Annotated in this window: 13 protein-coding genes; 3 read left to right on the forward strand and 10 right to left on the reverse strand. The window is 66.0% G+C overall.

From position 1 onward, the window contains the following. A partial coding sequence (locus J8I82_RS32395) for an NAD(P)(+) transhydrogenase (Re/Si-specific) subunit beta (RefSeq protein ID WP_209763800.1) occupies positions 1-84 on the forward strand: 84 nt, incomplete at its 5' end. A gap of 153 nt (positions 85-237) precedes the next feature. Continuing rightward, positions 238-1,284: a response regulator gene (locus J8I82_RS32400; RefSeq protein WP_209763707.1), complete on the forward strand. Its 1,047-nt coding sequence runs from the start codon at positions 238-240 to the stop codon at positions 1,282-1,284. 33 nt (positions 1,285-1,317) lie between these two features. Here the strand turns inward: J8I82_RS32400 and J8I82_RS32405 are convergent, their stop codons facing one another. From J8I82_RS32405 to J8I82_RS32445, 9 genes are all read right to left on the reverse strand, one after another. Continuing rightward, a complete protein-coding gene (locus J8I82_RS32405; protein WP_209763709.1) occupies positions 1,318-2,571 on the reverse strand; it encodes a THUMP domain-containing class I SAM-dependent RNA methyltransferase in 1,254 nt (417 codons plus the stop codon). Positions 2,572-2,635: 64 nt separating this feature from the next. Then, positions 2,636-3,241 (reverse strand): 2-hydroxychromene-2-carboxylate isomerase, encoded by a 606-nt coding sequence (locus tag J8I82_RS32410; protein ID WP_209763711.1) that lies wholly within the window; start codon positions 3,239-3,241, stop codon positions 2,636-2,638. Between the two features lie 34 nt (positions 3,242-3,275). After that, positions 3,276-3,698, reverse strand: a complete 423-nt coding sequence (locus J8I82_RS32415; protein WP_209763713.1) for a CopD family protein — start codon at positions 3,696-3,698, stop codon at positions 3,276-3,278. A 50-nt stretch (positions 3,699-3,748) separates the two neighbouring features. Next, positions 3,749-5,029 (reverse strand): glutamate-5-semialdehyde dehydrogenase, encoded by a 1,281-nt coding sequence (locus tag J8I82_RS32420; RefSeq protein ID WP_209763715.1) that lies wholly within the window; start codon positions 5,027-5,029, stop codon positions 3,749-3,751. Positions 5,030-5,209: 180 nt separating this feature from the next. Continuing rightward, complete coding sequence (gene holA, locus J8I82_RS32425; RefSeq protein WP_209763716.1) at positions 5,210-6,268, reverse strand: DNA polymerase III subunit delta; 1,059 nt, start codon at positions 6,266-6,268, stop codon at positions 5,210-5,212. 18 nt (positions 6,269-6,286) lie between these two features. Next, positions 6,287-6,802: an LPS-assembly lipoprotein LptE gene (locus J8I82_RS32430; RefSeq protein WP_029047839.1), complete on the reverse strand. Its 516-nt coding sequence runs from the start codon at positions 6,800-6,802 to the stop codon at positions 6,287-6,289. Between the two features lie 40 nt (positions 6,803-6,842). Beyond that, positions 6,843-9,464: a leucine--tRNA ligase gene (leuS, locus tag J8I82_RS32435; protein ID WP_209763718.1), complete on the reverse strand. Its 2,622-nt coding sequence runs from the start codon at positions 9,462-9,464 to the stop codon at positions 6,843-6,845. Positions 9,465-9,642: 178 nt separating this feature from the next. Further along, positions 9,643-10,440, reverse strand: a complete 798-nt coding sequence (gene dapB, locus J8I82_RS32440; protein WP_209763719.1) for a 4-hydroxy-tetrahydrodipicolinate reductase — start codon at positions 10,438-10,440, stop codon at positions 9,643-9,645. A 97-nt stretch (positions 10,441-10,537) separates the two neighbouring features. After that, a complete protein-coding gene (locus tag J8I82_RS32445; protein WP_209763720.1) occupies positions 10,538-11,188 on the reverse strand; it encodes an outer membrane protein assembly factor BamE in 651 nt (216 codons plus the stop codon). 243 nt (positions 11,189-11,431) lie between these two features. Here J8I82_RS32445 and fur point away from each other — a divergent pair, with 243 nt between their 5' ends. Next, positions 11,432-11,863, forward strand: coding sequence for a ferric iron uptake transcriptional regulator (fur, locus tag J8I82_RS32450; RefSeq protein WP_012353845.1), 432 nt, complete (start codon positions 11,432-11,434; stop codon positions 11,861-11,863). A gap of 84 nt (positions 11,864-11,947) precedes the next feature. Here fur and J8I82_RS32455 read toward each other — a convergent pair whose 3' ends face one another. Continuing rightward, complete coding sequence (locus J8I82_RS32455; RefSeq protein WP_209763721.1) at positions 11,948-12,943, reverse strand: LysR family transcriptional regulator; 996 nt, start codon at positions 12,941-12,943, stop codon at positions 11,948-11,950. Between the last annotated feature and the right edge of the window lie 148 nt (positions 12,944-13,091).

A 13,091-nucleotide genomic window follows, 5' to 3' on the forward strand; every position in this document is an offset into this window, starting at 1 on the left:
GAGCTGTTCTACATGGACAAGACCATGATGGTGTTCGGCGACGCCAAGAAGGTGGTCGAGGACATGTTCAAGGCGGTCGACTGAGACTGCCATGCCCGCAGGCGGCCGGGGCTTCCCGGGCGCCTGCGGCGCCGTGCCTTGCAAGGCAGCCACGGCGCGCTATACTGGCCTGCGAATGCGCACGCCGGCTTGCCGAATGCGCCGAACCCTGCCCGCCGGCCCCGACGCCAACGCATCATGACCTTCAACCCGCATGACCGGAACCTGTCGGTCTTCCATCACCCGGTCCTGACCGTCCTCGTCGACGACAGCAAATCGTTCATCGACAGCCTGGCGTTCCAGATGGATGCTTCGCGCGCGGTCATCACCTTCACCGACCCGCGTGAAGCGCTGCAATGGATCCGCGACGCCTATGCCACCCGCTTCCCCGGCTTCCTGCCGGTGCGGGTCACGCATGACGACCTGACCTTCCTGACCGAGCGCCGCACCGTCCAGCTCGATATCGACCGGATCTACCGCCAGATCCACGATATCAACCGCTTCCTGCAGCCGGGCGTGATCGTGGTGGACTACTCGATGCCGCAGATGGACGGGCTGGAGTTCTGCCAGGCACTGCAGGACCTGCCGTGCAAGACCATCCTGCTGACCGGCACCGCCGACGAAAGCATCGCCGTTCAGGGCTTCAACCACGGGCTGATCGACCGTTACGTAAAGAAGCACGACAGCAATATGGTGGAGCGGCTGGACCAGGAAATCGAGGCCATGCAGCAGGCGTACTTCGCCACGCTGTCGCGCACGCTGCGCGAGCTACTGACGCGGCATTCATTTTCGTTCCTGTCCGATCCGGCCATGACCGAGCGGGTGCGCCAGCTCACGGCGCGCTACGGCTTTGTCGAGTATTACCTCTACCCCAACCCGGCCGGCATCCTGCTGTTGACTGCGCAAGGCCACGCCACGCTGATGGTGATCGAGACCCGCGCCGGCCTGATGAGCCAGGTCGAATCCGCCGAAGCCTACGACGCTCCCGCCGCGCTGATCGAAGGACTGCGCGAGGGCCGCCTGATACCGTTCTTCTGGCCGGGCAACGGCATGTACACGCCCGCCTGCATCGACTGGGAACAATACTGCCTGCCGGCCGAGCGCTGCGAAGGCAACGAAGAGTTCTTCTACGCCCTGTTCGACCTGCCGCGCCACCTGCTGCAGGAGCCGGTGGTCAGCCTGCAGGGATTCCTGGCCGATTTTTCCCGCAATCCCGAGGCCCTGACGGGGCGCAAGCGCCCCTGACCCCGGCCGGGCCTGCCGGAATCAGGAAGGCGTTCAGTCCGCCTGCGGCGCCCGGTTGGTGCCGCGCACCATGTCGAAACGGAACAGCCGGCATTCAATATTGCCGTTGTAGAGCGGCGTGCGGCGCGATTCCTTCAGCCGCAGCCGGCGCGGAAAGCCAAGATCGCCGGTAAAGACCCACGCCTGCCAGCCCGCGAAATTCTGCTTGAGCGTCGTGGCAAAGGCATTGGCGAACTGGTTCGCGGCTGCCTCCTCCACCTCGTCGCGCGGCATTTCTTCCCCCGGCATCCGGCGCTGTCCGCGCACCGCGATGCGTTCGCCGTACGGCGGGTTCATCAGCAGCAGGCCCGGCTCGTCGTAGGGCGGCTGCACGAAGCGCGCATCGACCTGCTTGGTGCGCGCCTCGCCCGGCAGGCCGGCGCGCTGCCAGTTGGCCTGCGTGATGGCCAGCATGTCGGTCGAGATGTCCGACCCCACCACCTGCAGTTCATCCGCCGAGGCCAGCATGCGCGCACGCTGGGCGTCGTCCTTGAGCTTCTGCCACACCTTTCGGTCAACGCCCTTGAGCCATTCGAAGGCAAAGCTGCGGCTGCCGCCCGGGGCAATGTCCAGCGCCACCTGGGCGGCCTCGATCAGGAACGTCCCGCTGCCGCACATCGGGTCGTAGAACGGCCGGAAAGTCTGCCCCGGCACCCAGCCCGCCAGGCGCAGGATGCCGGCGGCCAGGTTTTCCTTGAGCGGCGCCTCGCCCTTCTCGGTGCGCCAGCCGCGCTTGAACAGGGGCTCGCCGGTGGTGTCCAGGTACAGCGTGCAGTCGCGCTCGGTCAGGTGAGCATAGACGCGCACATCGGGGCTGACAGTATCGACACTCGGGCGCGCGCCCAGGCGCTCGCGCATGGCATCGCAAACCCCGTCCTTGACCCGCAGCGCGGTGAAATTCAGGCTGCGCAGCGGCGACTTGTGCGCGGTGATATCGACGCGCAGCGACTCGTCCGGCGAGAACCATTGCTCCCAGCGCACGCCGCGCGCCAGGTTATAGATGTCGTCCTCGTGCCGGTAGCCGCGCGCGGCCACGCGCAGCAGCACGCGGCTGGCGATGCGCGAATGCAGGTTGACCGCATAGGCGGCGGCCATCTCGCCGGCGAAGTTGACCCCGCCCGGCACCTCCTGGTGCACCGTGAACGGCGCCAGCGCGGCCATGCCCGGCCGGGCGGCGATCTCGCGCAGTTCTTCGGCGAGTGCGCTCTCCAGGCCGCGCGGGCAAGGGGCAAAGAAGGCTTGGGTCATGGGTCAGGTTTCCTGCAAACAAAAACGTCCGCCGTAGCGGACGGGAGGTATCCGATAGCTTAGTTCAAGCGGCGGCGAGCGCGCGGTCGAGGAATTCGAGCCGGTCCTGGCCCCAGAAGGACTGGCCGTCAAACACATACCACGGCGCGCCGAACACGCCTGCGGAGATCGCATCCTGCGTGTTCTGCGCGTAGGCCGCCTGTACCGACTGGGCCTCGCTGGCCTTGAGCAGGCCATCGCCATCCAGGCCGGCATCGCCGGCAATCTGGGCGAGCGTGGCCACATCGGCGATATTGCGCTGCTGCGCCCACACCGCCGCGCCGATCGCGCCGGTCAGCTGCATCGCGCGCGCGGTGCCGTGCGCCAGCTGCGCCGCGATGATCAGCTTGCTGGCCGCGTCGCCGGAGACCGGGAAGTAGGTTGGCTCCAGGTCCAGCGGCAGGTTCAGGAACGCGCTCCAGCGCTTGAGCTCGACCAGGCGGTAAGCCTGTCGCTGCGGCGGGCGCTGCGCCAGCGGCAGTCCGCCGGAGACGGAGAATACCTTGCCCATGTCGCACGGCTTCAGGTTCACCTGCACGTCGTGGCGCTGGGCCATGGCGGTGAAGCGGGCATGGCCCAGGTAGACGAACGGCGACTGCGGCGTCAGGTAGTAGTCAACCAGCTTGCTCATCTCGATCTCGCAATTTGTGGAACGGGCGCCCGGCTCAGAACGGCTTGACGACCACCAGGATCACCACCGCCAGCAGCACCAGCACCGGCAGTTCGTTGAACCAGCGATAAAACTTGTGCGAGCGCGTATTGCGCCCGCCTTCGAACTTGCGCAGCAGCACCCCGCAGCCGTGGTGGTAGCCGATCAGCACCAGCACCAGCGCCAGCTTGGCATGCATCCAGCCCTGCCCCGCGCCGCGGCCGATGCCGTAGCCCAAGTACAGCCACAGTCCGAATACCACCGCCGGCACCGCCAGCATGGTCATGAAGCGGAACAGCTTGCGCGCCATCAGCAGCAGCCGCTCGGTGCTGGCGGCGTCGGTCTCCATCGCCAGGTTGACGAAGATGCGCGGCAGGTAGAACAGGCCGGCGAACCACGAAACGACGAAGACGATATGCAGCGCTTTGACCCAGAGCATCGGCGGACAGACGTTGGCTTGCGGTTGTTATTGTTGTTGGCGGGCCGGTGTCAGGTCCGGATCTCGCCGTGCCCGAAGACCACGTACTTGAGCGAGGTCAGCCCTTCCAGCCCGACCGGGCCGCGCGCGTGCAGCTTGTCGTTGGAAATGCCGATCTCCGCGCCCAGGCCGTATTCGAAGCCGTCGGCGAAGCGGGTCGAGGCGTTGATCATCACGCTGGCCGAATCGACCTCGCGGATAAAGCGCATGCCCGCCGAATAGTCCTCGGTGATGATCGAATCGGTATGGTGCGAGCCGTATTCATTGATGTGCGCGATGGCGTCATCCAGCCCGGCGACGGTCTTGATGGCGAGGATCGGGGCCAGATATTCCAGGCGCCAGTCTTCCTCGGCGGCATCGACCAGCCCGCTGAAACCGGCGGCCTCCAGCATGGCGCGGGTTGCCGGGCAGACGCGCAGTTCCACGCCCTTCTCCTGGTAGATGCGGCACAGCGGCGGCAGCGCGGCGGCGGCGATGTCCCGCGACACCAGCAGCGTTTCCATGGTGTTGCACGGCGCGTAGCGCTGGGTCTTGGCGTTGTCGCAGACGCGCACAGCCTTGTCCAGGTCGGCGGCGGCATCGATGTAGACGTGGCAGATGCCGTCCAGGTGCTTGATCATCGGCACGCGCGCTTCTTCCATCAGGCGCGCGATCAGGCTCTTGCCGCCGCGCGGCACGATCACGTCGACGAATTCGGTCATGGTGATCAGGCGGCCGACCGCGGCGCGGTCGGTGGTCTCGACCACCTGCACGGCCTCTGGCGGCAGGCCGGCGGCGGCCAGGCCCTCGGCCACCAGCGCAGCCAGCGCGGTGTTGGATTCAATCGCTTCAGACCCACCTCGCAGGATGGTGGCGTTGCCCGACTTCAGGCACAGCGCCGCGGCATCGATGGTCACGTTGGGGCGCGACTCATAGATGATGCCGATCACGCCCAGCGGCACGCGCATCTGGCCGACCTGGATGCCGGTCGGGCGGAACTTCATGTTCGAGATCTCGCCGATCGGATCGGCCAGCGCGGCGATCTGCTCCAGGCCGGCGGCCATGGTGGCGATGGCCTTGTCCGACAGCGTCAGGCGGTCAACGAAGGCGGCGTCCTGGCCGTTGGCGCGGGCACGCTCCACGTCGCGCGCGTTGACGGCCTTGAGCTTCTCGGCATCGCGGCGGATGGCGGCGGCAATGGTCAGCAGCGCCTGGTTCTTGTCCGCCGTGGAGGCACGCGCCATCGCGCGCGACGCCGCGCGGGCCTGGCGGCCGACGCGGTCCATGTATTGGTTGAGGTCGAGCTCGTTCATGTCAGTGGCCGGGGGAAGGCCGTCAGTGTGTGTGTTCCTCCCCTCTCCCGCGCGCGGGAGAGGGGTTGGGGGAGAGGGCTGGAGCATCTCGTGGCGATATCGCCCGACCCACCGCCTGCCCTCTCCCCCGGCCCCTCTCCCGCAAGCGGGAGAGGGGAGCAAACCTTGGGGAAAGGAGCTTCAGCGCGCAACCAACAGCGCCAGCTGCTGCAAGCCATCCCACGGCTCCGCCGGCAATGGCGCGCTGCCCGGTGGGGGCAGGTCCTGCAGGCCCTTGACCTGGCGGTCCAGCCGCGCCGCCAGCGCCAGCGCCGCTTCCAGCCGTGGCAGCTGCAGCCGTTGCGCGGCCTGCGGCACCAGCCGCTCGCGCGGGCCCCACACGCGCAGTTCGCGCATCAGCACGCCCGCCGGCTTGCCGGCCGCAAGGCCTTGCCGGACCTTGGATAATACGCGAATTTCCTCGGTCAGCGCCCACAGCACCAGCACCGTGGCCTCGCCCTCGCCGCGCAGCCCTTCGAGCATGCGCACCAGGCGCGGCACGTCGCCCGACAGCATCGCCTCGGACAGCTTGAAAACGTCATAGCGGGCCACGTTCAGCACCGCGTCGTGAACCTGGTCGAAGCTCAGTTCGCCCGGCGGGTACAGCAAACCCAGCTTCTGGATTTCCTGGTGCGCCGCCAGCAGGTTGCCCTCGACCTTGTCGGCGACAAACTGCAGCGCGCGCCGGCCAGGCTCGCCACCCTCGACGCGCTGCTGCTGCAGCGCCAGCCGCTCGCCGACCCAGGCCGGCAGCCGGGTGCGGTCCACCGTGTCGACCTTGATCGACACGCCGGCGCCTTCCAGCGCCTGGAACCACGCCGACTTGGAAGTGGCGAAATCCAGCCGCGGCAGCGTCACCAGCAGCAGCACGTCCGGAGACGGTTGCGCCGCCACCGCGCGCAGCGCCTCGCCGCCGTCCTTGCCAGGCTTGCCCGAAGGGATGCGCAGCTCGACGATCTTGCGGTCGCCGAACAGCGACATCGACTGCTGCGCCTCGACCAGTTGGCCCCAGTGGAAGCCGCGCTCGGCCACCAGCACCTCGCGCTCGGAGAACCCCGCTTCGCGCGCCGCGGCGCGCAGGCGGTCCACCGCCTCCAGCACCAGCAGGTGCTCGTCGCCGTGCACCACGTACAGCGGCGCCAGGCCCTTGGCCTTCGCCTGCTTCAGGTGCGCGTCGAGCCCGTCGAGCTTGAGTTGCATGCCGTAACTCTGCCCCGCTCAGATGGCCTTGACCGCGGCCAGCCGGCGCATCAGCTGCTGCACGATATCGCGCTGCATATCGCGGTACAGCTGCTGCTCTTCATAGTCCTTGGCCAGCGTGTTGGCTTCGTTGTAGGTCAGGTCGCGCGTCAGCACCAGCTGCGATGGCGCGATCAGTTCCTTGCCGGCGGCATCGCGCAGGCGGAAGGTGAAGCGCTGCGTCAGGCGGTATTCGCGCACCACGCCCTCGGTCGTGATCGACAGGATGGACTTGGTGCGGGTGTCCTGCAGCACGTCCAGCAGCGCATCGGCCTCTTTCTGGTCGGCCACCACCTGGGTGTCGGAGCCGCCGCGGATCGCGCGGCGCAGGTCCGCGCCCATCAGCGAGTTGGGCGGAATCCCGATATAGAGCCGCTTGAACGCGAAGTCCGAATTGCCGCGCAGATGGAAGCCGCAGCCGGCCAGCAGGCCCGTTGCCGGCACCGCCAGCATCGCCGCGAGCACCTTGCGGCGGCCCATGTTCAGTCGCTTCATTCTTGGCGATTCCTCAGTCAGGTTCCGGGCCGCTGACCCGTTACAGCACCACGTTCACCAGCCGGCCCGGCACCACCACGATCTTCTTGGGCGCCTTGCCTTCGGCAAACTTGGCCACGGTCTCGCAGCCGGCGGCGGCCGCCTCGATCGCGGCGCGGTCGGCGCTGGCCGGCACCGTGATGCTGCCGCGCACCTTGCCGTTGATCTGCAGCACCAGCTCGATCTCGCTGCGCACCAGCGCGGCTTCATCGACCTGCGGCCACGGCGCGTCGAGCAGGTCGCCGGATTCGGCGGCGAAGCCCAGCTGGTCCCACAGGCCGTGGGTGATGTGCGGCACCACCGGGTAGAGCACACGCAGCAGGATGCCGAAACACTCGCGGCGCGCGGCCGGCGAAGCGGTCTTGGCGTCTTCCAGCGCGTTCAGCATCTTCATCGTGGCCGAAACCACGGTGTTGTACTGGATGCGCTGGTAGTCGTAGTTGGCTTGCTTGAGCACGCCATGGATCTCCCGGCGCAGCCCGGCATCATCGGCCGTGATGGCACTGCCGGCGCCATCGCGCAGCGCGGCGGCGTTGGCATAGCCATAGTTCCACACACGGCGCAGGAAGCGCGACGCGCCCTCCACGCCCGAGCCGCTCCACTCCAGCTGCTGCTCGGGCGGCGCGGCGAACATCACGAACAGGCGCGCGGTATCGGCGCCGTACTGGTCAATCAGCGCCTGCGGGTCGATGCCGTTGTTCTTGGACTTCGACATCTTCTCGATGCCGCCGATCACCACCGGCTGGCCGTCGGCCTTCAGCGTGGCGCCCACCGGGCGGCCGCGCTCGTCGGTCTGCACGTCCACGTCGGCCGGGTTGTACCAGTGCTTCTTGCCCGAGACGTCTTCGCGATAGAAGGTCTCGTTCAGCACCATGCCCTGCGTCAGCAGGTTGGTGAAGGGTTCGTCGAACTTGACCAGGCCCAGGTCGCGCATGACCTTGGTCCAGAAGCGCGCGTACAGCAGGTGCAGGATCGCGTGCTCGATGCCGCCGATGTACTGGTCCATCGGCATCCAGTAGTCGTTGCGGGCATCGACCATGGTGGCCGCGTCCGGGCAGGTATAGCGCATGTAGTACCAGCACGAATCGATGAAGGTATCCATCGTGTCGGTCTCGCGGCGCGCGGGCTTGCCGCAGGACGGGCAGGTGCATTGCAGGAAACGCGGATCCTTGGCCAGCGGGTTGCCGGTACCGTCCGGCACCAGGTCTTCCGGAAGCACCACCGGCAGGTCCTGTTCAGGCACCGGCACCACGCCGCAGCTGTCGCAGTGGATCAGCGGAATCGGCGTACCCCAGTAGCGCTGGCGCGAGATGCCCCAGTCGCGCAGGCGCCAGGTGGTCTTCGTCTCGCCCAGGCCCATCGCGCCCAGGTCGGCGGCGATCGCTTCCACCGCGGCCTGATAGCCCAGGCCGTCATACTTGCCGCTGTGGATGCAGGTGCCATTTTCCTTGTCGCCGTACCATTCCTGCCAGGCTTCGGTCGAATACGGCTGGCCCTTCACGTCGATCACCTGCTTGATCGGCAGCTTGTACTTGTTGGCGAAGGCGAAGTCGCGCTCGTCATGCGCGGGCACGCCCATCACGGCGCCGTCGCCGTAGCTCATCAGCACGTAGTTGCCGACCCACACGTCGACCTTCTCGCCAGTCAGCGGGTGCACGACCTGCAGGCCGGTCGGCATGCCCTTCTTCTCCATGGTCGCCATGTCGGCTTCCATGACCGAGCCGTGCTTGCATTCGTCGATGAAGGCAGCCAGCTCGGGATTGTTCAGCGCGGCGTGCGTGGCCAGCGGGTGCTCGGCGGCGACCGCGCAGAAGGTCACGCCCATGATGGTGTCGGCGCGCGTGGTGAAGACGTAGAGCTTGCCGTCGTTGATCGGCTTGCCGTCTTCGCCCGGGATGTCATGGGTGAAGGCGAAGCGCACGCCCACGCTCTTGCCGATCCAGTTCTGCTGCATCACCTTGACGCGCTCGGGCCAGCCCAGGCCGTCCAGGTCGCCCAGCAATTCCTCCGCATACTCGGTGATGCGCAGGTAATACATCGGGATCTCGCGCTTTTCCACCACGGCGCCAGAGCGCCAGCCGCGGCCGTCGATGACCTGCTCGTTGGCCAGCACGGTCTGGTCAACCGGATCCCAGTTGACGGTGCCGGTCTTGCGATAGGCGATGCCCTTTTCCAGCATCTTCAGGAACAGCCACTGGTTCCAGCGGTAGTAGTCCGGGCTGCAGGTGGCGACCTCGCGCGACCAGTCGATCGCCAGGCCCATCGACTGCATCTGCTTCTTCATGTAAGCGATGTTGTCGTAGGTCCAGGCGGCCGGCGCCACGCCGTTGTTCAGCGCCGCGTTTTCCGCCGGCATGCCGAAGGCGTCCCAGCCCATCGGCATCAGCACGTTGTTGCCGTTCATGCGCAGGTAGCGCGCCATCACATCGTTGATGGTGTAGTTGCGCACGTGGCCCATGTGCAGCTTGCCCGACGGGTACGGCAGCATCGAGCAGGCGTAGAACTTGGGCTTTTCCTTGCCGTCGGGGCCCGCTGCATGCTCCGACACGCGGTAGGCGTCGATGGCTTGCCAGTGCTGCTGGGCGGCTTGTTCAACGGCGGAAGGAAGGTATTTGTCTTGCATGGTCGGGACAGCTGTCAGGGCAACGATCAGGGCAGCGTCTGCGCGGCAACTGGCCTGCCGGCAGCCGCGGAAGCGTTGGAATGTAGGCGGCGGGCGCCAGTCTGGGCGCCCGTCCGGCGAGCAATGCTAAAGCAATCGATTATAACCGTGGCGCCAGCCCTGGCCGCCCCGGGGCGCCTTACTTCAGGCCCAGCACATCCTGCATGTCGAACAGGCCGTTTGGCTTGCCAGCCAGGAAACGGGCCGAACGCACGGCACCGTCAGCATAGGACTGGCGGCTGGACGACTTGTGGCTGATCTCGATGCGCTCGCCGATGCCGGCAAACATCACGGTGTGGTCGCCGACGATGTCGCCGCCGCGGATGGTGGCAAAGCCGATCGAATTGGGATCGCGCTCGCCCGTATGGCCTTCGCGGGCATAGACGGCGCAGGTCTTCAGGTCGCGGCCGAGCGCATCGGCGATCACTTCCCCCATCTTCAGCGCGGTGCCCGACGGTGCGTCCACCTTGAAGCGGTGATGGGCCTCGATCACCTCGATGTCATAGCCGGTCGACAGCAGCCTGGCCGCCACTTCCAGCAGCTTGAAGGTGGCATTGACGCCAACGCTGAAGTTGGCGGCAAAGACGATGCCGATGGACTTGGCGGCCTCGGCCAGCGCGGCCTTGCCGGCATCGTCGAAGCCGGTGGTGCCGACCACCATCTTGACGCCCAGCTTCTTCGCCGCGGCCAGGTGAGCCAGCGTGCCTTCCGGGCGGGTGAAATCGATCAGGCAGTCCGCGCCAGCCAGTCCGACTTCCAGGTCCGCCGTGATCGCCACGCCGGTAGTGCGGCCTAGGAACAGGCCCGCATCCTGGCCCAGCGCCGGCGAGCCCGGCAGATCTAGCGCGCCAGACAGCTTCACGCCCTCGGTGTTCAGCACTTGTTCGATCAGCATGCGGCCCATGCGGCCGGATGCGCCTGCGATGGCGATGTTCATGGTGTCTGGCTCAGTGGAATTTGCGCAATACGCGAAAAGTGAATGGGCCGGTCATGACTGACCGGCCCGGAACAGATGGCAAGCCGCGGACGGCGGCTCAGTTCGATTTGGAGGCGTCGGCGGGCGCGGTGGCCTGGGACGGGGCTGCGGCCGGCGGCGCTTCGGTCACGGGGGCCGCGGCGGCTGCGGGCGCGGGCGTCGCCGCCGGCGCGGCGGCCGGCTCGGTCGCCTGGCGCGGCACGAAATTTTCCACAGTGGTCTGCGGCTCAGCCTGGGCAGCGGCCGTGCTGCTGGTCGATATCTTGCCCGGGGTCTGGTCCTTCAGCGCCTTCTTCATGCCGTCAATCTCGGCGATCAGCTCGTATTCGGACGGCAGTTCATCGCCGCCAAACTTGACCAGGCGGTCGCCATCAAAAAAGACCGTATATCGGCGCTGCTGCACCACCGGGGTGTTGCCGCGGCGGAACGAGAACACGTAGTCCCAGCGGTTGGCGTGGAACACGTCGGTCAGCAGCGGCGTGCCGAGCAGGAATTTGACCTGCTCGCGCGTCATGCCTTCGCGCAGCTGCGAAGCGGCCTCGCGGGACACGAAGTTGCCCTGCACGATGTTGATCCGGTACGGCGTGATGGCGTTGGCTACCTTGCGCGAGGTGGAATCGTAGGCCGAGCAGGCGCCGGCCAGCAGTGCCGCGGCCAGCAGGGAAACAACCAGCGTCGGGCGCATGGCGGACGAACGGATATAACGCATGTATCTCGCTTCCGGGAGGGAAAGGGAAAGTACGGAAAGCACCGCGGAAGACCGGCGCAGCAAGCGCTGCAAGAGCCGGTTACAACACATGCGCACGGGGCGCCTGCCGCGGCAACCACATGGGACCGACCGCAAATGCCTGAGGCGCGTTGCCCACATGGGACATGGCACCGCGGGCGACTTTTGCTGTCAAAACCCTTATGATTCAACTATCCAGACATTGTACTCTAGGGAGTCACGCCCATGCCGAGTCCGGCGGACCTCAAGAATATCGGCCTGAAGGCGACGGTGCCCAGGCTAAAGATTCTTGAAATTTTTCAGACCAGCGAACAGCGCCACCTGAGCGCGGAAGACGTCTACCGTATCCTGCTGAACGAGCATATGGATATCGGCCTTGCAACCGTCTACCGCGTGCTGACCCAGTTCGAACAGGCAGGCCTGCTGTCGCGCAACAACTTTGAATCCGGCAAGGCCATTTTCGAACTCAACGAAGGCAAGCACCACGACCACCTGGTGTGCCTCGATTGCGGTCGCGTCGAAGAATTCTTCGATTCCGAAATCGAGCAACGCCAGCAAAGCATTGCGCGTGAGCGCGGCTTTACCCTGCAGGAACACGCACTGTCGCTGTACGGCAACTGCACTAAAACGAACTGTCCCCACAGACCCAAACGATAAGCCGGCGCACGCACCGCGTAGCGCATCTGGCAAAAACAAAAACCGGCGCCGGGCGCCGGTTTTTTTTATCGGTGCGCGCCGGGATCAGCGCTCGCGCAGCGCTTGCAGGTCTTCTTCGGCGACCACGCGCGAGGGGCGCGATGCCGGCAGGCCTACGAATTCGGCCACCACCTGTCGGAACAGGTTGCGCGCCCATACCAGCATCGGATGAGTGTTGCGGCTGCGGTGCCAGAACATGTTCAAACCGACCGTGGTGTTGAGTTCAGCCGGCAGCGGGAACGCCTTCAGGCCGTAGGTTTCGCAGGCCATGTCCTTGGTCAGGGCATTGACAGTGAAGATCATGTCGGTCTGCGCGGCCATCTCGGCCTGGGCCCGCCACGAATGCACCGTCAGCGTCGCATTGCGCTTGAGGCCGCGCTGCTGCAGCGCGTAGTCGAGCGGGATCAGCGACGGCGCCGGACGGCCCGCGCCGCCGGAATGCGCCATGAAGATATGGCCGCAGTCCAGGTATTGCTCCAGCGTGCAGTGGTTCTTCAGCACCGGGTGGTTCTTGCGCGCGCACACCCAGAGGTTCAGCGATGTCACCATTTCCTCGACGATTTCCGGGTGCCGGGTCGGGAACGGGGAGAATGCCAGGTCCAGCTCGTTGGCGCGCATCGAGGCCACGTCGGCTTCCCAGGAATGGGACTCGACCAGCTTGATATGCAGGTCCGGCGCCAGCTGCTTGATACGCAGCACGAAGCGGTTGAACACCGTGTCGCCCAGCTCTGCGGCAAAGCCGATGCTCAGCGTGCCGGTGGCTACCGCGGGATCGAAATTGTCGGCGTCGCCTTCGTTGATCGACGACCACAGGTCCAGCATGTCGCGGATCTTGGGCCCCAACTCCAGCGCGCGGGGGGTGGGCGTCAGGCCGTGCGGAACGCGGATAAAGAGAGGATCGTCAAAAATCTCGCGCAACCGGCCCAGCGAATGCGACACTGCCGGCGCGGTCATATGCATCTTCTCCGCGACGTAAGTGGCGTTTCGCTTACTCAGCAGCTCGGTGAAGATCACTAAAAGCTTTGTGTCTACGTTCACCATGATCAGGCCCAGGTCAGATTTTTCTTAGCAAAGATGGCCCCACCACTTGCACTGGCTGCACATCAGAGTTCAACGGCGTCTTGGTAGTGTAAGAGGAAAAAACAAGCTCGGAAAGCAAATTCGGCATTTCTGGAACGCCGGAGCTTGT

The organism is Cupriavidus consociatus (assembly GCF_017814975.1).
Taxonomy (GTDB): domain Bacteria; phylum Pseudomonadota; class Gammaproteobacteria; order Burkholderiales; family Burkholderiaceae; genus Cupriavidus; species Cupriavidus consociatus.

What these genes read in the sequence shown, in the direction of transcription:
- J8I82_RS32400 (WP_209763707.1), top strand. Translation starts at nt 238, where the DNA reads ATGACCTTCAACCCGCATGACCGGAACCTGTCGGTCTTCCATCACCCG.
- J8I82_RS32405 (WP_209763709.1), bottom strand. Translation starts at nt 2,571, where the DNA reads ATGACCCAAGCCTTCTTTGCCCCTTGCCCGCGCGGCCTGGAGAGCGCA.
- J8I82_RS32410 (WP_209763711.1), bottom strand. Translation starts at nt 3,241, where the DNA reads ATGAGCAAGCTGGTTGACTACTACCTGACGCCGCAGTCGCCGTTCGTC.
- J8I82_RS32415 (WP_209763713.1), bottom strand. Translation starts at nt 3,698, where the DNA reads ATGCTCTGGGTCAAAGCGCTGCATATCGTCTTCGTCGTTTCGTGGTTC.
- J8I82_RS32420 (WP_209763715.1), bottom strand. Translation starts at nt 5,029, where the DNA reads ATGAACGAGCTCGACCTCAACCAATACATGGACCGCGTCGGCCGCCAG.
- holA (WP_209763716.1), bottom strand. Translation starts at nt 6,268, where the DNA reads ATGCAACTCAAGCTCGACGGGCTCGACGCGCACCTGAAGCAGGCGAAG.
- J8I82_RS32430 (WP_029047839.1), bottom strand. Translation starts at nt 6,802, where the DNA reads ATGAAGCGACTGAACATGGGCCGCCGCAAGGTGCTCGCGGCGATGCTG.
- leuS (WP_209763718.1), bottom strand. Translation starts at nt 9,464, where the DNA reads ATGCAAGACAAATACCTTCCTTCCGCCGTTGAACAAGCCGCCCAGCAG.
- dapB (WP_209763719.1), bottom strand. Translation starts at nt 10,440, where the DNA reads ATGAACATCGCCATCGCAGGCGCATCCGGCCGCATGGGCCGCATGCTG.
- J8I82_RS32445 (WP_209763720.1), bottom strand. Translation starts at nt 11,188, where the DNA reads ATGCGTTATATCCGTTCGTCCGCCATGCGCCCGACGCTGGTTGTTTCC.
- fur (WP_012353845.1), top strand. Translation starts at nt 11,432, where the DNA reads ATGCCGAGTCCGGCGGACCTCAAGAATATCGGCCTGAAGGCGACGGTG.
- J8I82_RS32455 (WP_209763721.1), bottom strand. Translation starts at nt 12,943, where the DNA reads ATGGTGAACGTAGACACAAAGCTTTTAGTGATCTTCACCGAGCTGCTG.